Below are 25,748 nucleotides of genomic sequence, written 5' to 3' on the forward strand. Positions count from 1 at the left end.
GACCCCTCACATGTCAGTGATGCGTACCCCGCGGCGAAGACTGGCCGCAGCCGGCGCCACCGTCGTCGCCGCCCTCGCGCTCGGCACCCTCTCCGCCCTCCCGGCCACCGCGGCCGCGGCCGCCCCGGAAGGTGTGATCGAGAACGCCGGAGCCCCCGGCGCCATCGCGGGCAGCTACATCGTCACCCTCGACGAGTCGGCCGCCGACGCCGAGTCCAAGGCGGGCAAGGCCATCGCCGCGCGCTACGGCGCGAAGATCGAGAAGACGTACACCTCCGCCCTCAACGGCTACGCCGTCGAACTGTCCGAGGCCCAGGCGAAGAAGCTCGCCGCCGACCCGGCCGTCGACTCCGTCGTGCAGAACCGCGTCTTCACGGTCACCGGCACACAGCCCTCCCCGCCCTCCTGGGGCCTGGACCGGATCGACCAGCGCGCCCTGCCGCTCAACCAGAGCTACACCTACCCCGAGCCGGCCGGCGAGGGCGTCACCGCGTACATCATCGACACCGGCGTACGCATCACGCACGGCGACTTCGGCGGGCGGGCCTCCTACGGCTACGACGCCATCGACAACGACAACACGGCACAGGACGGCCACGGTCACGGCACGCACGTCGCCGGCACCGTCGCCGGGTCCTCCTACGGTGTGGCCAAGAAGGCCAAGATCGTCGGCGTCCGCGTGCTCAACAACTCCGGTTCCGGAACCACCGCCCAGGTGGTCGCCGGCATCGACTGGGTGACCCGTAACGCCGTCAAGCCGGCCGTGGCCAACATGAGTCTGGGCGGCGGCGCGGACTCGGCCCTCGACACCGCCGTGCGCAACTCCATAGCCTCCGGCGTCACCTACGCCATCGCGGCGGGCAACGACGGCCGCGACGCCTCCAGCACCTCCCCGGCCCGTGTCACCGAGGCGGTCACGGTCGGCTCGACCACCAGCACGGACGCGCGTTCCAGCTTCTCCAACTACGGCAGTGTGGTGGACCTGTTCGCGCCCGGTTCCTCCATCACCTCCGCCTGGAACACCAACGACACGGCCACGAACACCATCTCCGGTACGTCGATGGCCACCCCGCACGTCGCGGGCGCCGCGGCCCTCTACCTGGCCAACAACCGGACGGCCACCCCGTCGCAGGTGGCGACCGCCCTCACCTCCGCCGCCACCAGCGGCGTGGTGGGCAACCCGGGCACCGGCTCCCCGAACCGCCTGCTGTACGTGGGTGACGGCGGAACCACGCCGCCGCCCGGCAAGCGCTTCGAGAACACCACCGACTACGCGATCAACGACAACACCACCGTCGAGTCGCCGGTCACCGTCAGCGACGTCACGGGCAACGCCCCGTCCGCGCTCCAGGTCCCTGTGAACATCGTTCACACGTACATCGGTGACCTCCAGGTCCAGCTGATCGCACCTGACGGCACCGCGTACACGCTCAAGGGCTACGGCACGGGCGGCAGCTCCGACAACATCAACACCACGTACACGGTCAACGCCTCCTCCGAGGTCGCCAACGGCACGTGGAAGCTGCGGGTGAGCGACAACGCCCGCTACGACACCGGGAAGATCGACTCCTGGGCCTTGCAGTTCTGAGGCGGTTGAGTGAGTGAGGGAGGCGGTCGCCATCATGGCGGCCGCCTTTCTTTTCGTGGCGAATGCTCCGAATGCCCTTTTCGAGGCCCGCATTCCGCCTCCTGTCGCCGACCGCGTACGATGCGCCAGCCGCGCGCGCATTCGATTCGTCCCGCCCCCGACAGGAGCACCGAGAACCGTGGAACCGTCCTCCCCGGGATCGCCCCAGGGGTCCCCCCAAGGATCCCCCCAGGGCTGGCCCCCGCCCCAGCAGCCGTATCCCCAGGCGCCCGCCCCGTTCTACGGCATGCCCGGACCGCAGCCGCCCTCCGCGAACGTCAACGGCCTCGCCATCGCCTCCCTCGTCGCCGGCATCGTCTGCCTGGTGCCTCCGCTCGGGATGATCCTGGGTGGGTTCGCGCTCGCGCGGATCAAGAAGCGGGGCGAGCGGGGCAAGGGGATGGCCATCACCGGCATGGCCCTGTCCCTGGCGAGCACCCTGCTGGTCGTGGCTGGACTCGGCACGGGCGCCTTCCGCGACTTCTTCGACGGCGTGCGCGACGCCGCCGGCGAGGCGTCCCGCACCCGCTCGACCTTCGACCTGCGCAAGGGGCAGTGCTTCAACAGCCCGGGCGGCGCCATCGAGGCGGAAACCACCGACGTCACCATCGTCGACTGCGCCAAGCCGCACGACGGTGAGATAACCGGCAGCTTCAAGATCACCGAGTTCGACAAGTGGCCCGGGGACAAGCCCATCGAGCCGATCGCCGAGCAGCGCTGCGACGCGCTGAACACGGCGTACGCGCTGGACACCTGGGCCGTCCCCGAGACCGCGTGGTTGTACTACTACCAGCCGAGCAAGGAGAGCTGGGCGCTCGGCGACCGCTCGGTGACCTGCGCCTTCGCCGCGGAGAAGGGCAAGCTCACGGGTTCGGTGCGCAGCGACGAGACGACCCTCGACCAGGACCAGCAGGCCTTCCTGAAGTCGGTCAACCGGATCGACGCGGCTCTCCTGGAGGAGCCCGAGGCCGACGTCGAGGAGGACCGGCCGGCCAACCTGGCCTGGGCCCAGAAGGTCTCCGCGGCCGTCGGTGGGGCGGCCGCGAAGCTGGAGGCGCACCCGTGGCCGACCGCCGCGGAGAAGCCGGTGGCGGACCTGGTCGAGGACCTGGAGGCGGCCCGGAAGCACTGGGCCAAGATGGCGGCCGCCACGGACCCGGACACCTTCTGGGAGCACTACGAACCCGCGTACGACGCCCTCCCGGCCGACCTGGGCCTGAAGGCGCGCGGCGCCCTGAAGCTGGCCGTCACGCCGCCCGAGGAAGCCTCGGGCACCGCCTGAGCGGCGCCGGTCGCCGCGCGGGGCGGAGGGGTTGCGCCCTGGGCGGAGTCTCGTCCGGGGCGCAGTTTCCCGCCGATACCCATGGCGACCAGGTGCTCAAACGGCAGTCATCACTTCGGGTGAAACCTTGGCCCATGCTTGCGGTAAGCAACCGACGGTTGCCACGCTGTTGCTGTCTGTCAACCTGATGGGAGTGGCCCGTGACCTTCGGTGAGCAGCCCGCTTATCTGCGCGTTGCGAGCGATCTCCGGGAAAAGATCGTCAATGGCTCGCTCCCGCCGCACACGCGGCTTCCCTCGCAGGCCCGGATCCGCGAGGAGTACGGGGTCTCGGACACCGTCGCCCTGGAGGCCCGCAAGGTGCTGATGGCCGAAGGGCTCGTCGAGGGCCGCTCGGGGTCGGGGACGTACGTCCGGGAGCGCCCCGTACCGCGCAGGATCGCCCGCTCGGGCTACGGACTGACGACCGGTGCCAACCCCTTCCGGCAGGAGCAGGCGGCGGAGGAGGCGCGCGGCACCTGGGAGTCCAGCAGCGAGCAGGAGCCGGCGGGCGTGGCGATCGCCGAGCGCCTCGGCATCGAGCCCGGGGAGCGGGTGATGCGCACCCGGTACGTCTTCCGGGACGCGGGCGAGCCGATGATGCTCTCCACCTCCTGGGAGCCGCTGGCCGTCACCGGGCGTACGCCCGTCATGCTGCCCGAGGAGGGCCCGCTGGGCGGCTGCGGGGTCGTCGAGCGGATGGCGGCGATCGACATCGTCGTGGACAACGTGGTGGAGGAGGTCGGCGCGCGGCCGGGGCTGGCGGAGGAGCTCCTGACGCTCGGGGGTGTGCCCGGCCATGTGGTGATGGTGGTGGAGCGGACGTACTACGCCTCGGGGAGGGCGGTCGAGACGGCCGACGTAGTGGTCCCGGCCGATCGCTACCGGATCGCCTACCACCTTCCGGTGCGGTGACCGAGGGCCCTTGACGGGCAATCAGTTCCGCGTTGTTCCGCGCAAGGGGGCGCACCCGGCCGGGTGCGCCCCCTCGTCGTACCGCGTCGCTGGCCGGATGCGTACCTCTTTGTAAAAACACGTATCCGCTCAGTAAAGGTCAGGCGTAAGCTCAGGCATATGCGGATTGCGGTTTCGTGGGGAAGCTTAGAAGCGGGCAGGCCGGCGGAGGGTGAGGCGTGATGAGTGAGAGTGGCGCGGTCCTTCCCTGGCTGGTGATCCGGCAGGACGACAACGGCAACCACTACCGGGTGGGCAGGTACGCGACCAGGGACGAGGCGCAGAAGATCGCCGACAGTCTCGATACGCGCGGACACAAGCAGCTCTACTGGGTGGAGCGCGTGGGCCAGCCCGCGAGCTGACCACGGGCGAGGATGCCGGTCCGCCGCGCGTTACGCTCCGGCGCATGACAGATCGTGTGGTGGTGGCCGGGGCCGTCGTCGACCGGGGACGCCTGCTGGCCGCACGCCGTAGCGCCCCTCCCGAGCTCGCCGGCCGATGGGAGCTGCCCGGCGGAAAGCTGGAGCCGGGCGAGACCGCGCGGCAGGCCCTCGTGCGCGAGCTGCGCGAAGAGCTGGGCGTGGAGACGGAGCCGGGTGAACGGATCCCCGGCGAATGGCCGCTGGCGCCCGGTTACGTACTCCAGGTGTGGACGGCCCGGCTTGTCTCCGGTGAGCCGCGCCCGTTGGAGGATCACGATGAATTGCGCTGGCTGTACCGGCATGAACTGGACACCGTCGACTGGCTGGATCAGGACCGTCCCGCCGTGGCCGAGGTGGCCCTCCGACTGCCCGCCGGATCCTCCACCGCCCGCCTCACCGACCCGTCCTGACGCCTCGCCTGTCCTGGCGTCGCCCGTCCTGACGTCCCGCTCGTCCTGACGCCCCGCCTGTCCCGGCGTCCCGCCTGTCCTGGCGTCCGCCTGTCCTGACGTCCCGCCTGTCCTGGCGTCCGCCTGTCCTGACGTCCCGCCTGTCCTGGCGTCCGCCTGTCCTGACGTCCCGCCTGTCCTGACGTCCTGCTCGGCCGGGCCTTCCCGCTCGCCCGGGCGCCCGGCCCGGCTGCTGGTGCTCGTCCTCCGACCGGGTGTCCGACCGGGTGTCCGTCCGGCTCCGGCGGTCGGTGTCCGCCCCGGCGGGACCTCCGGGCTCGAGCGGGGCGCCGGGGCCGGTCCGCGTGCGTCCGGCTGTGCCCTCGTCCCCCTCCGAGGCGGCTCGCTCCCGCACCGGAACGGGGCGCCCCCGCGGCGGGGCGGGGTGCGCGGGCGCGAGGAGTCGGTGAGGAGCGCGCGCCCGGGGTGTACGCCGTTCGTGCCACCATGCGCCTGCTCCCGCGATAGCCCGCCCCAAATATCGGGTATGTGCTGATTAACCCACCGAAATTGGACGTGGGTCTGTTGCTCGGTCTGGGAAGTGGTCGGCGTGATCGACACCGAAGGCGAGTGCGCCGAGTGGGCCTTTCCGGCTGAGCTCGACGCCGTACGCGCCGCCCGCCACGCGGTCCGTGACACGCTGCGCGCCTGGCGGCTGGACTCGGCGGTCTGCGATGTGACCGTGCTGCTGGTGAGCGAGCTGGTGACCAATTCCCTGCGCTACGCCTCCGGTCCCATCGGGGTCCGGCTGGCCCGGCTGCACCCGGACGAGGAGCCCTTCCCGTCGCACCCCGCGCTGCTGGTCGAGGTGTCCGATCCCCTTCCGGATCCACCCTTGGAGCGCGTCGCCGGCCCCGACGACGAGGGGGGACGGGGGCTGCAGCTGGTCGCCTGCTCCGCCCGCCGCTGGGGGACTCGAAAGGGCAGGTCGGGCAAGACAGTGTGGTTCGAGCTGGCCCTGCCTGGTTAGAAGAGTGAGGGGACAACGATCACCGCCGGGCTCGGCTCAAAACGAACGAGACCACCCTGTGATCGTGAACGGCGTGCCGCCGGGGGCCGTAGTGCTGAATACTGCGGGAATGGCCGGTCCGGTGCGGTGAGCTGGAGGGGACGGTCGCGTGAGCGAGATACCTGAGACGGCGAACAGCGTCGTGTGGCAGAGCAGTCCACCTGGCTCGATCTACGACTACATCAGAGTTGCCTCCTTCTCGATCGGCCCCGACGGGCTGGTCGACCAGTGGAGCATCCGTGCCGCGGACCTGTTCGGCATCACCGCCGAGGAGGTCAGGGGTAAGGATCCGGTCGAGGCGTTCATGCCGGCCGAGCTTCGGCCGCGCGGGCACCGTAAGGTCTCCGAGATCCTCGACGGCAAGGAGTGGACGGGCCTGGTCCCGTTCCGGATGCCGGGGGAGCGGCGGGCGCGCGGGATCGCCGAGGTCTATGTGATGCCGAGCGAGACCGAGGGCGGCGAGAAGGCCGCGCTCTGCATCGTCGTCGATGTACGTGCACTGCGACGGATAGAGACGGATCTTGCCGCTTCACAGGCGATTTTTGGTCAATCCCCTTTTGGGTTCCTCTTGTTCGACACGGACCTGACGGTCAAGCGCGCCAACCAGCGCTTCGCGACCGTCTTCGGCGGCGATGCCGAGGACCACCGTGGGCGCACCGTCCAGGACTACCTCTCCCGCCCCGAGGCCGAACGGATGACCGCCGCGTTGCGCCGGGTGCTGGAGACCGGCGAGTCCGTCACCGACCTCCAGCTCACCGGTGCGGTGCCCGGCAGCGCCGAAAGCCGGCACTGGTCGATCAACCTCTACCGGGTGCACAGCGGCTCCGGCCGGCCCGTCGGCGTCGCCGGACTCGGCACCGACGTCACCCGCCGCCAGATCGCCGCCCGCGAGGCCGCCAACGCCCGCCGCAACCTGGCCCTCCTCAACGAGGCCGGCGCCCGCATCGGCAACTCCCTCGACCTGGAGACCACCGCCCGCGAGCTCCTCGACGTCGCCGTACCCGGCTTCTGCGACCTCGCCTCCGTCGACCTCTACCAGGGACTGCTCACCGGCGACGAGGCGCCACCGGGAAGGGCCGACGGTTCCAGCGCCGAACTGCGCAGGGTCGCCTTCGCGAGCGCCGTCTCCGACGCCCCGCTGCTGAACCCCGGCGCCGCACCCGGGTGCTGTGAAACGACGCCCATAGACATGGGCGCCATCCACCGCTACCCCTTCAACTCGCCCTGCGCGAGCGCGCTGCGCACCGGGCGGCTGCGCACCATGCCCGGCGTCGACGGCAGCCTCGTGCAGTCGACCCTGGTCGTGCCGATGGTCGCCCACGACACCGTCGTCGGGCTGGTGCAGTTCTCCCGTGCCAAGGGCAGCGAGCCCTTCGGCGAACGGGACCGGGCGCTCGCCGTCGAGCTGGCCGCCCGCGCCGCGGTCTGCATCGACAACGCCCGCCTCTACCGGCGGGAGCACGAACGTGCCCTGATCCTCCAGCGCAGCCTCCTCCCGCCCGGCGATCCGGAGGCCGCCGGGCTGGACATCGCCTGCCGCTACCTGCCCGGCAACACCGCCACCGAGGTCGGCGGTGACTGGTTCGACGTCATCCAGCTTCCCGGCCACCGCACCGCCCTGGTCGTCGGCGACGTCATGGGGCGCGGGCTGCGGGCCGCCGTCGCCATGGGAGAACTCCGTACCGCCGTACGCACCCTGGCCCAGCTCGACCTGGAGCCGGCCGAGGTGCTCTCCCACCTCGACGAGATCGCACGGGGCCTCGGCACGCCCACCGGAGGCGGGCAGGCCTCACGGGTCGCCACCGCGTCACGCGGCCCGGAGCTGTCCGAGGTCTACCTCGCGACGTGCGTCTACGCGGTGTACGACTCGGTCACCCGCCGCTGTACGTTCGCCAACGCCGGCCACCTGCCGCCGGTGCTCGTCGAACCGGGCGAGGCGGCGCTGCTGCTGGACGTCCCGCCCGGGATGCCCCTCGGCGTCGGCGGCGAGCCCTTCGAGGAGGTGGAGGTGGAACTCCCCGAGGGCGCGCTGCTCGCCCTCTACACCGACGGGCTCGTCGAGTCCCGCCACCACCCCCTCGACGAGGGCCTGCAGGCCTTCCGCAGCGCGCTCACCGATCCGGGCCGGCCGCTGGAGGACGTCTGCGACCACGTCCTGAACACCCTCGACACACGGCACGGCGAGGACGACATCGCCCTGCTGATGGCCCGCATCCAAGGGCTGCCCTCCGAGGCCGTCGGGGACTGGCGGCTGCCCCGCGAGCCCCGCTCGGTGGGCCGCGCCCGCGAGCTGGCCCGCGCCCAGCTGACCGCCTGGGACCTCGAACCGCTCGTCGACACGGTCGAACTGCTCGTCAGCGAACTCGTCACCAACGCGCTGCGCTACGGCGAGGGGGAGATACGGCTCCGGCTGCTGCGCGACCGCAGCCTCGTCTGCGAGGTGTGGGACGCCGGCCTGGTCCAGCCCCGGCGGCGCCGGGCCCGCGACACCGACGAGGGCGGCCGCGGTCTCCAGCTCGTGGGTCTGCTCAGCGCGGGCTGGGGGTCCCGCCGTACACCGCGCGGCAAGACGGTCTGGTTCGAACTGCCGCTCCCGGACGGTGACGCCACCACGGAACCGACCGTCGACCAGCTGCTGAGCATGTTCTAGGGACGGGGCCCGGGGAAGGTCCTCGAACCTCCTCCGGGCCTGAAGGATCAGCCCCGCGCAGCCCTGCCGCGGCGCGCCCGGCCCCACGGGTCGGCCCGGAGCTGGTCCAGCATCAGCTGCGGGTTCTCGGCCTGGTCGAGAAGGGCGTTGACATTCGCCTTCGCCGGCTGGGCGACCCGGCCGAGGATGGTCTGCTTGGTCATGGCACGTCTCCTGGTACGCCGATGGAATGAGGACCGGGTCAGAACCGGCCGCCCCCGCCCAGCCGGCCGCGGGTGCCCCGGCCGCCGAAGCGGCCGGGCCCGCCGCCTCCGCCCCTGCCCCCACCCGGACCTCCACCGAAACCGCCGCCGTATCCCCCGCCTCCCCGGCCGCCACCGCCGAACAGGCCGCCCAGGAGGATCCCGCCGAGCACCGCGCCGCCCAGTCCGCCGCCCCCGCCCGCGCCGGAGACACCGCCCGGCCCGAACACGTTCCCGTACCCGGCCACGTCCTGTTCCGCGAGGCTCTGCGCCTGCCGGGCCAGCACGTCCGCCTGCCGCGCCTCCACCAGCGCGCCCTGCGCGTCACCCGCGCCGCCCACCGTGACGTCCGCCGCCGCCAGCTCCCGCGCCCGCTCCAGCCGCCGGTGCGCCTCGGCCAGCCGCGTACGGGCCTGAGCGCCCACCGCCCCGCGGTGGGTCGCGATGTAGTCCGCCGCGGCCTCGATCGTGGAGCGAGCCGTGAGCATCGCCCGGTCGAGGAGCCCACGCGCCCGCCGCGTGCCCTGTTCCCGCTCCCGCGCGCCCGCCAGCGCCTCGTCCAGCGCGGCGTCCGCCTCCTCGACGCGGCGCAGCGCGTCGATCGGGTCGTAGCGCCCGGCCCCGACCGCGGCCCGTACGTCCGCGACGACCGACTCGGCGCGGGCGGTCCGGCCCCGCAGATCGGCCACCGGTACGTTGCCGGCCGTGCCCTGCAACAGCCCGCCCGCGTCGGCGAGATCGTCCTCGATGTCGGCGAGTGCGGTCGGCAGCCGGCCCGCGGCCTCGGCCAGTTCCCTGGCGCGCCGGTCCACGGCGTCGACGAGGCGCGCCGCCTGGTCGAGAGCGCCCTCGGCGGCCCGCACATGCACCGCCGCCGTGGCGTTGTCGTCCCCTTCCACCGCCTCCCGCGCCCGTTCCAGGACGGCCGACACGAACAGGAGCCGGTCCCTGGCCTGCTCGACCCCGCCCGCGACGGGCGCGGCGGCCGACTCCGCGTACCGTTCGCGCATCGCGACGAGTCCGGCGTCCGCCAGGTCCGCCCGGCCGCTCACCTCCCGGAACGCCGACTCCACCGCGGCGAGCGCATCCGGTGCCGTCCGTTCCAGGGCGCGCAGCCGATCGAACGCCTCCGCTTCCGCGTCCAGTCGCCGGTCGGCCTCGCCGCAGCGGGCGGTGATCTCCTCCAGCATCCGCCGGCCGGCCGCCTCGTCCTCCGGGTACGCGTCGTCGAGCTGCTGGCGCAGCCGGAAGGCCGCGGTCAGCTCGCCCTTCGCGTACGCCACCGCCTCGGTGAAGGGCTTCGCCGCCTCCTCGCCGAACTGCGCGACGGCGAACCCCAGCTCCTCCTCGCTGGTCCGGATGGCGTCGTCCGTGTCGACGAGCACCCGCTGGGCGTGGGCGTCCAGCTCCGCCACCGGTGGTTCCTGGGGCGCACACCACCGCGCCTCACCGCCACCGTGCGGCGTGGTGCGTGTCGCGGTCCGCCTGCGGCGCCTGGTGTACGTGTACGCCGCGACCGCACCGGCGCCGACGAGCAGCACCACGGGAAGGACCAGGTCGGTGCCTGAGCCGCCGTCGCCACCCGGATCCGCCGGTCCGGGTGTGACGGTGGGGGTGGGCACCGGCCGCCCGGCCAGTACGGCGAGGTACCCGTGGGCGGCCCCGATCGCGGCCCCCGCCCAGTCGTTCTGCCGCAGCGCGGGTTCGACGGCGGTACGCGCGACCTCGTCCAGGTCCGCCCGGGTGAGGCGGGAGGCGGGGTCGGCGGAGTAGGCGTACTGCCGGTCGTGCGTGGCGACGGCGAGCAGGACGTCGTCGGCCCCGAGTCCGTTCCTCACCGCGGTGGCGTCGGCCCATTCCTGCGCCGGGTGCCCGGAGAAGTCGCGTACGTACACGACGAAGAGCTGCACGCGCCCTTCTTCGTCGAGTTGTCGGAGCGCCTGGCTGACGTCCTGTTCCCGGCCTTCCAGGGCGGCGACCTTGTCGGTGATCCGGCCCTGCCGTGACAGGTCCACCGGGTCGTCGGCGTGTGCGCCGCCCGGCGCGCCGGGCAGGACCAGCCACCACGCCGTCACCAGTGCACCGAGGAGGACAGCGAGGAAGGCCGGGGTGGCTCTCCGTGTCACATTCGTGAGGCTATGACGGTGTTTGTACGGGCGCGACCGGACGCCTCTCGTCACTGTCAGTGGCGAAGGCTAGGGTGGAGATCGTTCAGCACGGCTGCGGGGGGATGAAGGTGAACGTACGGGCGATGCGGGCGAAACTGGCCGGTCCACGGCTCAAGTGGCCCAAGCGGATCGCGCTGGTGCTGGCCGTGCTGGTGGTGCTGCCCCCGCTCGCCGCCTGGGCGGCGCTGCGGGTGAACTACGCGGGGGACCTGCAGGAGGGCACGAAGACGCGGGGCAAGGACGCGATCTGGCTCGGTCACGCCTGGGTGGACGGGCGGAAGAAGGACGCGGATCTCGCGGCCTTCGCCGCACGGATAAAGGGGACGGGCATCCGGGACCTGTATGTCCACGCGGGCCCGCTGGAGCACGACGGGACCCTGCCCGCCGCGCGGTACCCCAGGGCACGGTGGCTCATCGACTCCGTGCACCGCACGATGCCCGGGATACGGGTGCAGGCCTGGCTCGGTGACGTGCTGGCCACCGAGGGCCCGAACGGGCTGCGCCTGGAGCGGGCCGAGTCCAGGGCCGCCGTCGTGCGCTCGACACGGCAGATCCTGGACGCGGGCTTCGACGGCGTCCACTTCGACCTGGAGCCCCTGCTCTCCGACGACCGGAACTACCTCTCGCTCCTGGACGACCTCCGCGAGGTGACGCGGGCCCGCAGGGCGCCGCTGTCGGTCGCCGCCCACCAGATAGACCCGCTGCCCGCGGCCCACGCGGTGAACGGCGCGCTGAGCGGCAGCGAGAAGTGGTGGTCGCAGGAGTTCTTCGGGGAGGTGGCCCGACGGGTGGACCAGATAGCCGTGATGTCGTACGACACATGGATGCCGCTGGAGGGCATGTACGGCGGCTATGTCGCCCAGCAGACCTCGCTCGCACTGGAGGTCACGCCCGAGAGCACCGACCTGCTGATGGGCCTGCCCTTCTTCCACGAGGACGACCTGGGTCACCACGAGTCGGCGGAGACCGTCGCGGCCGCGGTCCGAGGCACCCGGCTGGGCCTGGGGCGCACGGACCGCGACCGGGAGCGGTTCGGGGTCGCGCTGTACGTCGACTTCGCGGCGAAGGACGAGGACTGGGCCGCGTACAAGGCCGGCTGGCACTAGGGCGTGCCCGGGGATCCGGCCGGGCCCGACCGGCAGGACGCGCCCTGGGCCCGGCCCGGGCGGGTCAGGACCCCCGGCGAGTGATCTTGTTGCCGAGCCAGACCAGCGGGTCGTACTTGCGGTCCACCGCCCGTTCCTTCAGCGGGATCAGCGCATTGTCGGTGATCTTGATCTGTTCGGGGCAGACCTCCGTGCAGCACTTGGTGATGTTGCAGTAGCCGAGCCCGTGTTCCTCCTGTGCCGTGCGCTTGCGGTCGAGGCCGGAGTCCGCCGCCGCGTCCAGGGGGTGCATGTCGAGTTCGGCGATGCGCATCAGGAAGCGGGGCCCGGCGAAGGCGGTCTTGTTCTCCTCGTGGTCCCGCACCACATGGCACGTGTCCTGGCACAGGAAGCACTCGATGCACTTGCGGAACTCCTGGGAGCGCTCCACGTCGATCTGCTGCATCCGGTACTCACCCGGTGCCACTCCCGGCGGCGGGACGAAGGCCGGGACCTCCCGGGCCTTGTCGTAGTTGAAGGACACGTCCGTCACCAGGTCACGGACGACGGGGAAGGCGCGCAGCGGGGTCACCGTGATGACCTCGTCGCGCGAGAACACCGACATCCGCGTCATGCACAGCAGCCGCGGCCGGCCGTTGATCTCCGCACTGCACGAACCGCACTTGCCCGCCTTGCAGTTCCAGCGCACCGCCAGGTCGGGGGCCTGGGTGGCCTGGAGCCGGTGGATGATGTCGAGGACGACCTCGCCCTCGTTCACCTCGACGGTGAAGTCCTTCAGGCCGCCGCCGTCCAGGTCGCCCCGCCACACCCGGAAGCTCGCGTCATAGCTGGTCACTCGTAGAGCTCCTCTTCGGCGAGGTACTTGACCAGCTCCTCCTTGTCGAACAGGGCGAGCAGGTCGGAACGGATGGGTTCGGTCGTGGTGCGTTCGAGGGCGATCTGGCCCTCCTCGGAGTCGGGGTCGGCGAGGCGGCACAGCAGGTTCACCCGTCGCCACTCGCGTTCCATGGCCGGGCAGTCCTCCCGGGTGTGTCCGCCGCGGCTCTCCGTGCGCTCCAGTGCCGCGCGTGCCACGCACTCGCTGACCAGCAGCATGTTGCGCAGGTCCAGCGCCAGGTGCCAGCCGGGGTTGAACTGCCGGTGTCCCTCGACGCCCGCGCCCTGGGCCCGCAGCCGCAGCTCGGCCAGGGTCCGCAGCGCTCGCCGCATCTCCTCCTCGCGGCGGATGATGCCGACCAGGTCGTTCATCGTCTGCTGGAGCTCCTGGTGCAGGGTGTACGGGTTCTCCGGCCGCTCGCCCGCCCCGGTGGGACTGTCGCCGCTGAACGGGCGCAGCGCCTCCGCGGCCGCCGCGTGCACCTGGGCGTCGGCCACCACCGGGCGGGCGGCGAGGCCGCTCGCGTACCGGGACGCGTACAGCCCGGCCCGACGGCCGAAGACCAGCAGGTCGGACAGCGAGTTCCCGCCGAGCCGGTTGGAGCCGTGCATCCCGCCCGCGACCTCACCGGCCGCGAACAGCCCCGGCACACCGACCGCGGCGGCCGTGTCGGACTCGACGGCGACGCCGCCCATCACGTAGTGGCAGGTGGGGCCGACCTCCATCGGCTCGGCCGTGATGTCGACGTCCGCCAGCTCCTTGAACTGGTGGTACATCGACGGCAGCCTGCGCCGGATGGTCTCGGCCGGCATCCGGGTGGACACGTCCAGGAACACCCCGCCGTGCGGTGATCCGCGCCCCGCCTTCACCTCGGAGTTGATCGCGCGGGCGACCTCGTCACGCGGCAGCAGCTCGGGCGGGCGCCGGTTGTTGTCCGGGTCCTCGTACCAGCGGTCGCCCTCCTCCTCCGACTCCGCGTACTTCTCCTTGAAGACGTCGGGGACGTAGTCGAACATGAACCGCTTGCCCTCGGAGTTGCGCAGCACCCCTCCGTCGCCGCGCACCGACTCCGTGACCAGGATGCCCTTCACCGACGGCGGCCAGACCATGCCGGTCGGATGGAACTGCACGAACTCCATGTTCACCAGCGGCGCGCCCGCCAGCAGGGCGAGGGCGTGCCCGTCGCCGGTGTACTCCCACGAGTTGGACGTCACCTTGAACGACTTGCCGATCCCGCCGGTCGCCAGGACGACCGCCGGGGCCTCCAGCACGAAGAAGCGGCCGGACTCGCGCTCGTAGCAGAACGTCCCGCCGACCCGGCCGTCGTCGTCCTTGAGGACGCGGGTGACGGTGCACTCCTGGAAGACCTTCAGCCGGGCCTCGTAGTCCCCGAAGGCGCGGAAGTCCTCCTGCTGGAGGGAGACGATCTTCTGCTGGAGCGTCCGGATCAGCTCCAGACCGGTCCGGTCGCCGACGTGGGCCAGGCGCGGGTACTCGTGGCCGCCGAAGTTGCGCTGCGAGATGCGGCCGTCCTTCGTCCGGTCGAAGAGGGCGCCCCACGTCTCCAGCTCCCACACCCGGTCCGGCGCCTCGCGCGCGTGCAGTTCCGCCATGCGCCACTGGTTGAGGAACTTCCCGCCGCGCATGGTGTCGCGGAAGTGGACCTGCCAGTTGTCCCCGGCGTTGACGTTGCCCATGGAGGCGGCGATGCCGCCCTCGGCCATCACCGTGTGGGCCTTGCCGAACAGGGACTTGCAGATCACGGCCGTACGGGCGCCCTGCTCGCGCGCCTCGATGGCCGCCCGCAGCCCCGCCCCGCCGGCGCCGACCACGACGACGTCCCATTGCTGCCGTTCCGCTTGCGTCATCGATGAGCACCTTTTCTAGAAGAAGCGCGGATCGTCGAAGGCACCGCTGGCGAGCAGGTACACGTAGAAGTCGGCGAGCGCGACGCTGAGCAGGGACGCCCACGCCAGCTGCATGTGACGCGCGTTCAGCCTGCCGACCCAGCCCCAGAGCCGGTAGCGGACGGGGTGTTTCGAGAAGTGCTTCAGCCGGCCGCCGACGATGTGCCGGCAGGAGTGGCAGGAGAGCGTGTACGCCCAGATCAGCACGATGTTGACGAGGAAGACCAGCGTCCCGAGACCCATGTGGCCCCACTCGTACGACGCGTCGCGGAAGGTGAGCACGGTGTCGTAGGTCAGGATCCCGGCGACCGGCAGCGCGGCGTAGAAGAAGTACCGGTGGATGTTCTGCAGGATCAGCGGGAAGCGGGTCTCGCCCGTGTACTTCGTGTGCGGCTCGGCGACCGCGCAGGCCGGGGGCGACGCCCAGAAGCCCCGGTAGTAGGCCTTGCGGTAGTAGTAGCAGGTCAGCCGGAAGCCGAGCGGGAAGATCAGGATCAGCAGGGCGGGGGACAGGCCCCACCAGCCGCCGAAGACCTCCCAGTTGGGGCCGCCCTTCATGGGCACGCAGTTCTCGGCGAGACAGGGCGAGTAGAACGGCGAGACGTAGGGCGCCGCGTAGTAGTCGCTGTTCGCGAAGGCCCGCCAGGTCGAGTAGACGATGAACGCGAGCAGTCCGGCGGCGGTGGCGGCTGGGGCGAGCCACCAGCGGTCGGTGCGGAGATGTGGTGCCGCGATGGTGGCGCGGGTCGGGCTGTGGACGCCACCGCGGCCCGTGCGGGCGGCGGTGGCGGAGTCGGGGTCGGTGTCGGGTGGCTGTTCGGTGCCTGTGGCCAACGGGGTCTCCTCGGGCGCGTGCCGGTCATGGCGCGTGCCGGTCGGTGAGAGTGGGTGCCGGTTCGGGTGCGGGCCGTGTCGCCCGGCGGACCCGCGGCAGCGGGACCTCTGGCGCCCGAGGACCGGAGCCGGTGCCGGGTGGTGGTGCCCGGCGGCGGCCTACGGACCGGGCGGGGCGGCGCGGGCGGGCGGGGGCGGGCCGGGTCCCGCATGCGCGGGCGCGGGCCCCGGCGTGCACGGTCCGCGCGGTGCCGTGCCGCTCCTGGGCGCCCCGCCCGACTCGGCGGGCCCCGGGCACGGGCCGGCGGACCGTCGCGCCCCGCGCCGCTCCGGCGCGGTCGTCCGCCGCCCCGGCACGGCCGCCGCACGAGCGGGCGGTCCGCACCACGGCGCGGTCACCCCTCGCCCGGCCGGGGACGCCCGGCGCTCCGGCGCCACGGGCGTCAGGGGGCGCGGCGGTCCCGCGCGCCCAGGCCCTCGTCGTCCGAATCGGTCCACAGGGAGCTGTCGTACGGCGTGTCCGGGATGGTGACCAGGCCGTCGGGCCGGCCGACCGCCATGGGAACGGGCTTCTCCTCCCGCTGGTGCGCGAGGTTCCGTTCCAGCTGGATGACCGATCGGGCCAGCTCCTCAAGGCGGCGCTTGACCTCGGTCAGATCGTCTTCGAGTGACATGAATTGCCCTCACTTCCGCAATAGCGGGTGGCAAACACGCGCCTGAGAGTGTCGCGCGTCACATCCCCCATTGTGAAGCCATGTGCACGGATTCCACTCTTCCGAGGCTTGGGCCGGACGGGTGGTGTTTGTGCGCCGTGTCGCCGTGTCGCCGCTCCGGGGCCCTGCCGATGGATTTCAGTGTATGGGCAATAGGTGTGATCATCTCTAAATTCCACAAAACAGGACGAAGAGGTACAAGACATGTCCCACGTCGGCGCCCCTCGGGGGAGGACATGCTCCCGGGGCCCCCGTTCCCGCAGACTCCGGTCCGCCGTCCTCCTCACCAGCGGCGTACTCGCCGTCTCCGTGCTGAGCGGCTGCAGCTCCCCCGAGGAACAGAGCGACGCCAAGGCCGTTCCCCAGGACATCGCCCCCGCCTCGCGCGCCGACGTCGCCGACGGCGGCACCCTGCGCTGGGCGGTCGACGCGATGCCGACCACCCTCAACGCCTTCCAGGCGGACGCCGACGCCACGACCACCCGCATCACCCAGGCCGTCCTGCCCTCCCTCTTCACCCTCGACGACCGCGGCCGCCCCCAGCGCAACGCCGACTACCTGGAATCCGCCGAGATCGTCGAGCGCGAACCCAAGCAGGTCGTCCTCTACAAGCTCAACCAGCAGGCCGTGTGGAGCGACGGCCGCGAGATCGGCGCCCCCGACTTCGTCGCCCAGTGGCGCGCCCTCAGCGGCAAGAACTCCGCCTACTGGACCGCCCGCAACGCCGGCTACGAGCGCATCGAGAAGATCGAGCGAGGCGCCGGCGACCTGGAGGTCCGGGTCACCTTCAACAAGCCGTACGCCGACTGGCGCGCCCTGTTCTCGCCGCTCTACCCCAAAGAGGTCATGGCCACCCCGGCCGCCTTCAACGACGGCGCCCGTACGCAGCTGACGTCGACCGCCGGTCCGTTCCAGCTCAAGGGCGTCGACACCCGCAGCGGTACGGCGACGCTCGTGCGCAACCCCCGCTGGTGGGGGCAGCCGGCCAAGCTCGACACCCTCGTGCTCCGGGCCGTCCCGCGCTCGGGCCGCGCCGGCGCGCTCGCCACGGGCACCCTCGACCTCGCCGAGATCGACCATGCCACGGCGGACCGGATCGTCCGCGCGGCGAAGGGCACGGACAAGGCCGCCCACGGCGAGCCCGCGCCGCCCGCGTACGGCTCCGATCCCGCGAAGGCCCGGCAGTACGAGGCGGCACGCCTGAAGAACCAGCAGCTCGTCGCGGCGTACGCGGCCGAGCAGAAGGCACTGCGCGGCTACGTGGTCCGCAAGTCCCTGGAGCCCGCGTACACGCAACTGGCGCTGAACGGTGAGAGCGGCCCGCTCGCCGACGATCGGGTGCGCCGGGCGGTGGCCCGCGCCCTGGACCGCCAGGAGCTCGCCGAGGCCGTCCTGAAGCCGCTCGGACTGCCCGCGTACCCGGTCGGCAGCCACCTCGCGCTCGCCGGACAGCAGGCGTACGCCGACAGCAGCGGCGCCCTCGGCGGCCAGGACACCGAGGAGGCCCAGGAACTGCTCGCCGACGCGGGCTGGACGCGGGGCGGAGCCCGTAAGCCCGCCGCCCCCAAGGACGGCACGAAGGCGGGCGCCGAGGCGTCACCCGCCGCGCACAGGCCCGCCACGGGCGGCAAGAACGGAGGCGGCAGCGACGTACCGTCCGACGAGGGCCTCTACATCGTCGGCGACGACAAACCCGCCGTCGGCGGTAACGACGGCCCGGAAGGTACCCACGTCCTGGCCCCCGCCCCCGCCGCGGCCGCCCAGGGCATCGCCCTCCACCGCCAGGCCGAGAGCCAGGCCCGGGCCGAATACCGGAGGCAGTCCGAAAACAGGCCCCAGGCTCTCCGCGACACCGACAAGGGCGTGCCCGACCAGCCCAAGGCCCAGGGCGGCGGCGCCCCCGGCGCCTACGCCCCCCGCGGCACCGCCGCTCCCGCCCCGGCGGCCCCGGCCGGTCCCGGGGGCGACGGGGCCGCCGGGTCGCTCGGCAAGGACGGCCAGTCGCTCACCCTCCGCTTCGTCCTCCCCGCCGGTCCCGACTCCGAGTCCCTGCGGGTCGTCGGTGACAAGATCTCCCGGATGCTCGACCGCATCGGTATCGGCACCGAGATCGTCAAGGTCCCCGACGACAGCTACTTCAAGGACCACATCGCCTCCGGCGACTACGACCTCGCCCTCTACTCCTGGCCCGGCACCGCCTATCCGGCCACCGACGGGCGCCCCATCTTCGCCAAGCCCCAGCCCGCCGCCGACGGCTCACTGCTGGTGGAGCAGAATTACACCCGGGTCGGTACGGACCACATCGACCAGCTCTTCGACCAGGCGGCCGCCGAGCTGGACGAGAAGGCCGCCCGCGACCTGGTGAAGCAGGCCGACGCCCGGATCTGGGCGGCCGCCGGCTCCATCCCCCTCTACCAGCGGCCGGAGCTCGTCGCGGCCAGGCCGACCGTGGTGAACGCCGGGGCGTTCGGCTTCGCCACCCCCCGCTACGAGAACATCGGCTTCCGGCGGAAGTAGGGAAGTAAGGCCAACCTCAGAATCCGCTCAAGTCGCTTGCCCGCCGGTGCCGCCGGCGGGCAAGCTCCGTTACGGACCATGACCCGGGCCCACACCCACGCACCCCCAGTGCGCCGCAGTACCGCAGTACCGCACGACACCGCAGTCCACCTCACCGCACGGACCTGTACCCACCCCGTTAAACAGCTGTTCGATCTTCTCCGGATGGGCCGGGAAGCCTTGTGCGCGTCGGCCCCGTACCATGGACACAGCCGTGGCGCGTCCGCCCGGCGGGCGTACGAGGAACAAAGAGACGCCGCACCCACGATCCGAGAGAAGCGCAAGCCACTCATGCCCACGCGCCACGACATCCGTAACGTAGCCATCGTCGCCCACGTCGACCACGGCAAGACGACCATCGTCGACGCCATGCTCAAGCAGGCTGGCGCCTTCGCCGCCCACCAGCTCGACTCGGTCGACGACCGCATGATGGACTCGAACGACCTGGAGCGTGAGAAGGGCATCACGATCCTCGCCAAGAACACGGCGGTGAAGTACCACCCCAAGGACGGCGGGGCCCCGATCACCATCAACATCATCGACACCCCCGGCCACGCCGACTTCGGTGGTGAGGTCGAGCGCGGCCTGTCGATGGTCGACGGTGTCGTGCTGCTGGTGGACGCCTCCGAGGGCCCGCTGCCGCAGACCCGCTTCGTGCTCCGCAAGGCGCTCCAGCGCCGGATGCCGGTCATCCTCTGCATCAACAAGACGGACCGCCCGGACTCCCGGATCGACGAGGTCGTCAACGAGACCTACGACCTCTTCCTGGACCTGGACGCGGACGAGGAGCAGATCGAGTTCCCGATCGTCTACGCCTGCGGCCGTGACGGCATCGCGTCGCTGACCAAGCCCGAGGACGGCACGGTCCCGGCCGACTCCACCAACCTGGAGCCGTTCTTCTCCACGATCCTGGAGCACATCCCGGCCCCGGTGTACGACGAGGAGGCCCCGCTCCAGGCCCACGTCACCAACCTGGACGCCGACAACTTCCTCGGCCGCATCGCGCTGCTCCGCGTCGAGCAGGGCGAGCTGCGCAAGGGCCAGACGGTCGCGTGGATCAAGCGTGACGGCACCACCGCCAACGTGCGCATCAGCGAGCTGATGATGACCGAGGCGCTCACCCGCAAGCCGGCCGAGGTGGCGGGCCCCGGTGACATCTGCGCCGTCGCCGGTATCCCGGACATCATGATCGGCGAGACGCTGGCCGACCCGGAGAACCCGATCGCCCTGCCGCTGATCACGGTCGACGAGCCGGCGATCTCGATGGTCATCGGTACCAACACCTCGCCGCTGGTCGGCCGGGGCGCCACCGGCAAGGGCGCGGACAACAAGGCGGCCGTCAAGGACCGCAAGGTCACCGCCCGCCAGGTGAAGGACCGCCTGGACCGCGAGCTGGTCGGTAACGTCTCGCTGCGCGTTCTGGACACCGAGCGCCCCGACGCCTGGGAGGTGCAGGGCCGCGGTGAGCTGGCGCTGGCGATCCTGGTCGAGCAGATGCGCCGCGAGGGCTTCGAGCTGACCATCGGCAAGCCGCAGGTGGTCACCAAGGAGATCGACGGCAAGGTCCACGAGCCGGTCGAGCGCATGACCATCGACGTGCCCGAGGAGCACATGGGCGCCGTCACGCAGCTCATGGGCGTCCGCAAGGGCCGGATGGACAACATGTCCAACCACGGCTCCGGCTGGGTGCGCATGGAGTTCGTGGTGCCGTCCCGCGGCCTCATCGGCTTCCGTACCGAGTTCCTGACGCAGACGCGCGGCACGGGCATCGCCCACTCCATCCACGAGGGCCACGAGCCGTGGTTCGGCACGCTGACGACCCGTAACAACGGCTCGCTGGTCGCCGACCGCTCGGGTGCCGTCACCGCCTTCGCGATGACGAACCTCCAGGAGCGCGGCGTGCTCTTCGTGGAGCCGGGCACCGAGGTGTACGAGGGCATGATCGTCGGCGAGAACTCGCGCTCCGACGACATGGACGTCAACATCACCAAGGAGAAGAAGCTCACGAACATGCGGTCGTCCTCGGCCGACTCGTTCGAGGCGATCGTCCCGCCGCGGAAGCTCTCCCTCGAGCAGTCCCTGGAGTTCTGCCGCGACGACGAGTGCGTGGAGGTCACCCCGGAGGCCGTGCGCATCCGCAAGGTGAACCTCGACCAGCGCGAGCGCGCCCGCGCCGCCTCCCGCGCCAAGAACGGCTGACCCCCGCCACCCGGGCCGCCCGGGTGCCACCGCCGCCCCGCGCCCGGAGCCTCACGGCTCCGGGCGCAGCGGCGACCGGAGCGCCGGTCAGCCCGGCGCCCCGCGCCTCACGGCGTCCCGGGCAGGCCCGCGTCGTCCTCGGCTTCACGGCGCCCGCACCGCCACGGGTGTCCCGACACCCTTAAGGCGTCCCCCGCCCCACGGCGTCCCGCGCCCACGGCATCCGGGGCTTCACGGCCCCGTACCGTCACGGGCGCCCCGCACCCGTCACGGCATCCCGCGCCCACGGCGTCCTCGGCTTCACGGAGCCCGTACCGCCACGGGCGTCCCGCACCTCAAGGCGCCCCCGCCCACGGCATCCCGGGTGGGCCCACGGCGCCCCGGGCCGCCTAGGTGCCACCGGCGACCCGCGCCCCGCACGCTCGGGACCGCCCCGCAGCCCGTGCCGGACCGCCCCGCACCCCGCACGGTCGGGACCGTCGCGCGGCCCGGGCCGGGCCGGTCCGGCGTGGGCCACGGGGCCACGGGCCGTCGGCGAGGCGTCAATTCCCCGCCCTGGAAGGGCTGATCCCCTTCCAGGGCGGGGAGTTTTCTTGGTCCCCCCGCCGGGCAGGCAGCAGGCGTCCGCCGGCTCGTCCCGGAACGGGTCCGACGGCCCGTAGCAGAAGGGGACGCCGCCCCGGACGCGGGCGGCCGGCGTGGTGCGGGCCGGTCCCGGCGTCAACGCGTTTTCGCTGACGAAGCGTCCGGATATCGACCGTCGCTCTCCGGAACATGTGTTAACGGTCCGTTTCGCGGGTGTCTGTCTGTGCTCGCTTTGTCCGGATTTCGGTCTTCGGGGCCTTGGTGATGTTGCCAAAACGAGACCCTTTAAGTGTGGTTTACGGCCCGGACGTACTTAATAGTTGGCTCCATTGAGCTCGGGTCAATGGGTCACGCGCTGTGGGGAGCGCCGACTCACGAGCACACTCGGGGCACTTGGGTCATCGCCGTCAGGGGTGTCGGCATGCAACCTCGAAGTGCCCCTCTTGTAGTGACAAGTGGACTCATGAGGAGGAACCCATGCGCGGTGCCAAGAGCGCCAAGTGGGTCGCGGGCGCGATAGTCGTCGCCCTTGCAGCCACGGCCTGCGGCGGTGGCGGTAGCGACAGCAAGGCCAACGGTGCCAAGCAGGTCGTGATGGAGCTCGGCGAGCCCCAGAACGGTCTGATCCCGTCGAACACGTACGAGTCCGAGGGCTCCGAGGTCATGAACGCCCTGTTCACGGGCCTCGTGCGGTACGACGAGAAGAACGAGACCCAGCTCGACATGGCGGCGTCGATCGAGACCAAGGACAGCAAGGTCTGGACGATCAAGCTCAAGGACGGCTACACCTTCCACAACGGTGAGCCGGTCACCGCGCAGTCCTTCGCGGACGCCTGGAACTACGGCGCGAACCAGGACAACACCCAGGAGACGAACCCCCTCTACAACAAGATCGAGGGCTACGCCGACCTGAACCCGGGCGAGGGCAAGAAGCCCGCGACCGACAAGATGAAGGGCCTGAAGGTCGTCGACGAGAAGACCCTCGAGGTCACGCTCACGGCGCCGTTCTCCGCCTTCAAGACCATGCTGGGCTTCAACGCCTTCTACCCGCTGCCGAAGGCCTTCTTCAAGGACCCGAAGGGCTTCGAGACCGCGCCCATCGGCAACGGCGTGTTCAAGATGGACGGCAAGTTCGTCCGTAACCAGCAGATCAAGACGGTCAAGTACGACAAGCACCCCGACGCCGGCGAGATCAAGATCCCCGGTGTCACCTTCAAGATCTACAACAACCAGGACACGGCCTACCGTGACCTGCTCGGCGGCCGCGTCGACATCATGGACACGGTTCCGCTGTCCGCGATGACCACCGCTGCCAAGGACCTCGGCGACCGCTACATCCAGGGCACCGACTCGGGCGTCGGCTACATCGGCTTCCCGATCAAGTACAACAAGGCCTACGCGAAGCCGGAGCTGCGCAAGGCGATCTCCCAGGCGATCGACCGGAAGGCGATCACCGAGAAGATCTTCGTCAACACCCGTACGCCGGCGGACGACTTCATCAACCCGCTGGTCCCGGGCTACCGCGCCGGTGCCTGTGGCGCGCCCTGCACCTTCGACCCGGCCGCGGCCAAGAAGGCCTTCGACGCCGCGGGCGGTCTGCCGGGCAACAAGATGGAGCTCGGCTACAACGCCGACGGCGGCCACAAGGACTGGATCGAGGCCGTCGCCGCGCAGCTCGAGAAGAACCTCGGCGTCGACGTCACCGTCAAGCCGTTCGAGCAGTTCCAGACCATCCTGAACGACCTCGGTGACAAGAAGTACAGCGGCGCGTTCCGTCTCGCGTGGTCGATGGACTACCCGCACCCGGAGAACTACCTGCGTCCGGTCTTCTCCGAGGACGCCATCGAGCACGGCTCCAACTACTCGGGCTACGTCAACCCGCAGGTCGAGAAGTTCCTCGACCAGGGTGACACGGCGACCACCGAGGACGCGGCGATCAAGGCGTACCAGCAGGCTGACGACCTCATCCTGAAGGACATGCCGTACATCCCGGTGTACTTCTACAAGCTGAACGCCGGCCTCTCCAAGAACCTCAAGCCGGGCGTGCGGATCGACAACATGACCCAGATCGACTGGACCACGGTGAACCCCGCCTGACGGTTCAAAGGATCTCCGTAGGGAGATCCTGACAGCGGTGGGGGTGACGGGGTTCTGCCCCGTCACCCCCCTTCTGCCGTCTCGTTGTCGCTTACCCCTCACCCGGGCCGGGGCCCACTGGTGTGCCCTGCCCCGGTATCCGTACAACTGGAGACCTGATGGGTCGTTATGTGATCAGGCGTCTTCTGCAGGCGATACCCGTACTGCTCGGCGCGACAATTCTTATCTACTGCCTCGTCTTCCTGCTCCCCGGCGACCCGATCCAGGCGCTGGCCGGCGAGAAGAAGGCAGACCCGAACATCACCGCCATCCTGCGGGAGCAGTACCACCTCAATGACCCGCTCTACCAGCGGTATTGGTACTACATCTCGGGCGTGCTGACGGGCGATTTCGGCACCGACTTCACCGGCCGTCCGGTGGCCGAGATCATGAGCGAGACCTTCCCGGTCACGCTCAACCTGGCCGCCATCGCGTTCGCCGTCGAGGCGGTCGTCGGCATCGTCGCCGGTGTCTTCTCGGCGCTCGGCCGTGGCAAGTTCCTCGACAACATGGTGCTGCTGTCGACCCTTCTCCTGGTCTCCGTCCCGGTGTTCGTGCTGGGTAACGTGCTTCAGCTGGTACTCGGAGTGAAGTGGGCGATCGCGCCCATCAGTTACGACTCCGAGGACATGACCACCCTCATCCTGCCGGCCGTGGTGCTCGCCTCCGCGTCGCTCGCGTACATCACCCGTCTGACGCGCACGAGCATGATGGAGACGATGCGCGCCGACTACGTGCGCACCGCCACCGCCAAGGGCCTGAGCCGGTCCCGGGTCATCGTGCGGCACGGCCTGCGCAACGCGATGATCCCGATCGTCACCTTCCTCGGTGTCGACCTCGGCGCCCTGATGGGCGGCGCGATCATCACCGAGCGCATCTTCAACATCCCCGGCATCGGCGGCACGCTCTACCAGGCCGTGTACCTGCGGCAGGGGACGACCGTCGTCAGCATCGTCACCGTGCTCGTCCTCGTCTACATCGCCGCCAACCTGATCGTGGACCTGCTCTACGCCGTGCTCGACCCGAGGATCCGCTATGCCTGAGAACACCTCCACCACCGTCGAGGAGAGCGCGGTCCCCGTCGCGACCGCGCCCGGCAGCGCCGTCAAGGGCACGAAGAAGGACAAGCCCGAGCGGGTCGCCAGCATGTGGAGCGACGCCCGTCGCGACCTGATGCACAACTGGGTCTTCCTGGTCTCCGCGGTACTGATCCTGGCCCTGCTGGTCATCGCCGCGTTCCCGGGGCTGTTCACCAGCGGCGACCCGTACGCCAAGGGCTTCTGCGACCTGTCGAACTCGGTCGTGCCGCCCAGCGGCGCGCACTGGTTCGGCTTCGACGTCCAGGGCTGCGACATCTACACGCGGACCATCTACGGCACGCGCAACTCGATCATCGTGGGTGTACTGACGTCGGTGCTGACCACGCTGGTCGGCTGTGTCCTCGGCATGGTCGCGGGTCTGCGCGGCGGCTGGCTGGACGTCTTCGTCTCCCGCTTCACCGAGATCTGGTTCGCCATCCCGACCATGCTCGGCGGTCTGCTCGTGCTGGCCATGCTCGGCACCGGCAACGTCGTCACCGTCTCGCTGATCATGGCGGTGCTCGGCTGGCCGCAGCTGTTCCGCATCATGCGCGGATCGGTGATCACCAACAAGCAGAACGACTACGTGATGGCCGCCCGTGCGCTCGGTGCCGGCGGCTGGCGCATCGCGATGCGCCACATCCTGCCGAACGCGCTCGCCCCGGTGATCGTGGTCAGCACCATCAACCTCGGCGTCTACATCTCGGCCGAGGCGGCGTTCTCGTACCTCGGCATCGGCGTCCAGTCCCCGAACATCTCCTGGGGCCTGATGATCAGTGACGGCCAGGACCGCTTCCTGAGCGCCCCGCACATGGTGCTCTTCCCGTCGCTGTTCCTGAGCGTCACGGTCCTGGCGTTCATCATGCTCGGCGAAGCTGTCCGCGACGCCCTCGACCCCAAGCTGCGCTAGGAGGG

18 protein-coding genes and 1 pseudogene are annotated in these 25,748 nt (G+C 70.9%); 13 read left to right on the forward strand and 6 right to left on the reverse strand.

Annotated features, from left to right (window positions below; all coding sequences use genetic code 11):
* Window positions 1-10 precede the first annotated feature (10 nt).
* The 7 genes from ACZ6C1_RS00225 (at window position 11) to ACZ6C1_RS00255 (ending at window position 8,431) form a co-directional block, all read left to right on the forward strand.
* Window positions 11-1,588 (forward strand): S8 family peptidase, encoded by a 1,578-nt coding sequence (locus ACZ6C1_RS00225; RefSeq protein WP_469236357.1) that lies wholly within the window; start codon window positions 11-13, stop codon window positions 1,586-1,588.
* Window positions 1,589-1,874: 286 nt separating this feature from the next.
* A complete protein-coding gene (locus tag ACZ6C1_RS00230; RefSeq protein WP_469236358.1) occupies window positions 1,875-2,909 on the forward strand; it encodes a DUF4190 domain-containing protein in 1,035 nt (344 codons plus the stop codon).
* A gap of 200 nt (window positions 2,910-3,109) precedes the next feature.
* The gene (locus ACZ6C1_RS00235) at window positions 3,110-3,862 is read left to right on the forward strand and encodes a GntR family transcriptional regulator (protein ID WP_469236359.1); all 753 of its coding nucleotides are present in this window, start codon (window positions 3,110-3,112) and stop codon (window positions 3,860-3,862) included.
* A gap of 221 nt (window positions 3,863-4,083) precedes the next feature.
* Window positions 4,084-4,263: a hypothetical protein gene (locus ACZ6C1_RS00240; protein ID WP_073754082.1), complete on the forward strand. Its 180-nt coding sequence runs from the start codon at window positions 4,084-4,086 to the stop codon at window positions 4,261-4,263.
* Between the two features lie 44 nt (window positions 4,264-4,307).
* Window positions 4,308-4,733, forward strand: coding sequence for a (deoxy)nucleoside triphosphate pyrophosphohydrolase (locus ACZ6C1_RS00245; protein WP_469236360.1), 426 nt, complete (start codon window positions 4,308-4,310; stop codon window positions 4,731-4,733).
* A gap of 580 nt (window positions 4,734-5,313) precedes the next feature.
* Window positions 5,314-5,742 carry an ATP-binding protein gene (locus ACZ6C1_RS00250; protein WP_469236361.1) on the forward strand — a complete coding sequence of 143 codons (429 nt, stop codon included), beginning with the start codon at window positions 5,314-5,316 and terminating at the stop codon, window positions 5,740-5,742.
* A gap of 148 nt (window positions 5,743-5,890) precedes the next feature.
* A complete protein-coding gene (locus ACZ6C1_RS00255) occupies window positions 5,891-8,431 on the forward strand; it encodes a SpoIIE family protein phosphatase (RefSeq protein WP_469236362.1) in 2,541 nt (846 codons plus the stop codon).
* Between the two features lie 89 nt (window positions 8,432-8,520).
* Here ACZ6C1_RS00255 and ACZ6C1_RS00260 read toward each other — a convergent pair.
* Both ACZ6C1_RS00260 and ACZ6C1_RS00265 read right to left on the reverse strand, forming a co-directional pair.
* Window positions 8,521-8,634, reverse strand: a pseudogene (locus tag ACZ6C1_RS00260) (PspA/IM30 family protein); the annotation flags it as partial.
* A 38-nt stretch (window positions 8,635-8,672) separates the two neighbouring features.
* Window positions 8,673-10,799, reverse strand: a complete 2,127-nt coding sequence (locus ACZ6C1_RS00265) for a TPM domain-containing protein (RefSeq protein ID WP_469236363.1) — start codon at window positions 10,797-10,799, stop codon at window positions 8,673-8,675.
* Between the two features lie 125 nt (window positions 10,800-10,924).
* Here ACZ6C1_RS00265 and ACZ6C1_RS00270 point away from each other — a divergent pair, with 125 nt between their 5' ends.
* The gene (locus ACZ6C1_RS00270; RefSeq protein WP_469237132.1) at window positions 10,925-11,947 is read left to right on the forward strand and encodes a glycoside hydrolase family 18 protein; all 1,023 of its coding nucleotides are present in this window, start codon (window positions 10,925-10,927) and stop codon (window positions 11,945-11,947) included.
* A gap of 64 nt (window positions 11,948-12,011) precedes the next feature.
* Here the strand turns inward: ACZ6C1_RS00270 and ACZ6C1_RS00275 are convergent, their stop codons facing one another.
* From ACZ6C1_RS00275 to ACZ6C1_RS00290, 4 genes are all read right to left on the reverse strand, one after another.
* Window positions 12,012-12,782 carry a succinate dehydrogenase/fumarate reductase iron-sulfur subunit gene (locus ACZ6C1_RS00275; protein ID WP_469236364.1) on the reverse strand — a complete coding sequence of 257 codons (771 nt, stop codon included), beginning with the start codon at window positions 12,780-12,782 and terminating at the stop codon, window positions 12,012-12,014.
* Window positions 12,779-14,692 (reverse strand): fumarate reductase/succinate dehydrogenase flavoprotein subunit, encoded by a 1,914-nt coding sequence (locus ACZ6C1_RS00280; protein ID WP_469236365.1) that lies wholly within the window; start codon window positions 14,690-14,692, stop codon window positions 12,779-12,781. The genes ACZ6C1_RS00275 and ACZ6C1_RS00280 overlap by 4 nt, the downstream gene beginning before the upstream one ends.
* Window positions 14,693-14,707: 15 nt before the next feature.
* Complete coding sequence (locus ACZ6C1_RS00285) at window positions 14,708-15,565, reverse strand: hypothetical protein (RefSeq protein WP_469236366.1); 858 nt, start codon at window positions 15,563-15,565, stop codon at window positions 14,708-14,710.
* A gap of 443 nt (window positions 15,566-16,008) precedes the next feature.
* Window positions 16,009-16,239 carry a hypothetical protein gene (locus ACZ6C1_RS00290; protein WP_469236367.1) on the reverse strand — a complete coding sequence of 77 codons (231 nt, stop codon included), beginning with the start codon at window positions 16,237-16,239 and terminating at the stop codon, window positions 16,009-16,011.
* A 243-nt stretch (window positions 16,240-16,482) separates the two neighbouring features.
* On the opposite strand from ACZ6C1_RS00290, the gene ACZ6C1_RS00295 reads away from it, so the two are divergent.
* The 5 genes from ACZ6C1_RS00295 (at window position 16,483) to ACZ6C1_RS00315 (ending at window position 25,743) form a co-directional block, all read left to right on the forward strand.
* Complete coding sequence (locus ACZ6C1_RS00295; protein ID WP_469236368.1) at window positions 16,483-18,795, forward strand: ABC transporter family substrate-binding protein; 2,313 nt, start codon at window positions 16,483-16,485, stop codon at window positions 18,793-18,795.
* A gap of 330 nt (window positions 18,796-19,125) precedes the next feature.
* On the forward strand, window positions 19,126-21,033 hold the full coding sequence (typA, locus tag ACZ6C1_RS00300; protein WP_469236369.1) for a translational GTPase TypA: 1,908 nt from the start codon (window positions 19,126-19,128) through the stop codon (window positions 21,031-21,033).
* A 1,062-nt stretch (window positions 21,034-22,095) separates the two neighbouring features.
* Window positions 22,096-23,715: a peptide ABC transporter substrate-binding protein gene (locus tag ACZ6C1_RS00305; RefSeq protein WP_469236370.1), complete on the forward strand. Its 1,620-nt coding sequence runs from the start codon at window positions 22,096-22,098 to the stop codon at window positions 23,713-23,715.
* 158 nt (window positions 23,716-23,873) lie between these two features.
* Window positions 23,874-24,797 carry an ABC transporter permease gene (locus ACZ6C1_RS00310; RefSeq protein WP_469236371.1) on the forward strand — a complete coding sequence of 308 codons (924 nt, stop codon included), beginning with the start codon at window positions 23,874-23,876 and terminating at the stop codon, window positions 24,795-24,797.
* Window positions 24,790-25,743 (forward strand): ABC transporter permease, encoded by a 954-nt coding sequence (locus ACZ6C1_RS00315; protein WP_469236372.1) that lies wholly within the window; start codon window positions 24,790-24,792, stop codon window positions 25,741-25,743. Before ACZ6C1_RS00310 ends, ACZ6C1_RS00315 begins: the two co-directional genes overlap by 8 nt.
* Window positions 25,744-25,748 lie beyond the last annotated feature (5 nt).

The organism is Streptomyces sp. NPDC041796, from assembly GCF_055590785.1.

Bases quoted from the DNA above. Each gene is read 5' to 3' on its own strand.
- ACZ6C1_RS00225 (WP_469236357.1), top strand. From the start codon at position 11: ATGTCAGTGATGCGTACCCCGCGGCGAAGACTGGCCGCAGCCGGCGCC.
- ACZ6C1_RS00230 (WP_469236358.1), top strand. From the start codon at position 1,875: ATGCCCGGACCGCAGCCGCCCTCCGCGAACGTCAACGGCCTCGCCATC.
- ACZ6C1_RS00240 (WP_073754082.1), top strand. From the start codon at position 4,084: ATGAGTGAGAGTGGCGCGGTCCTTCCCTGGCTGGTGATCCGGCAGGAC.
- ACZ6C1_RS00245 (WP_469236360.1), top strand. From the start codon at position 4,308: ATGACAGATCGTGTGGTGGTGGCCGGGGCCGTCGTCGACCGGGGACGC.
- ACZ6C1_RS00270 (WP_469237132.1), top strand. From the start codon at position 10,925: ATGCGGGCGAAACTGGCCGGTCCACGGCTCAAGTGGCCCAAGCGGATC.
- ACZ6C1_RS00280 (WP_469236365.1), bottom strand. From the start codon at position 14,692: ATGACGCAAGCGGAACGGCAGCAATGGGACGTCGTCGTGGTCGGCGCC.
- ACZ6C1_RS00290 (WP_469236367.1), bottom strand. From the start codon at position 16,239: ATGTCACTCGAAGACGATCTGACCGAGGTCAAGCGCCGCCTTGAGGAG.
- ACZ6C1_RS00295 (WP_469236368.1), top strand. From the start codon at position 16,483: ATGTCCCACGTCGGCGCCCCTCGGGGGAGGACATGCTCCCGGGGCCCC.
- typA (WP_469236369.1), top strand. From the start codon at position 19,126: ATGCCCACGCGCCACGACATCCGTAACGTAGCCATCGTCGCCCACGTC.
- ACZ6C1_RS00305 (WP_469236370.1), top strand. From the start codon at position 22,096: ATGCGCGGTGCCAAGAGCGCCAAGTGGGTCGCGGGCGCGATAGTCGTC.
- ACZ6C1_RS00310 (WP_469236371.1), top strand. From the start codon at position 23,874: ATGGGTCGTTATGTGATCAGGCGTCTTCTGCAGGCGATACCCGTACTG.
- ACZ6C1_RS00315 (WP_469236372.1), top strand. From the start codon at position 24,790: ATGCCTGAGAACACCTCCACCACCGTCGAGGAGAGCGCGGTCCCCGTC.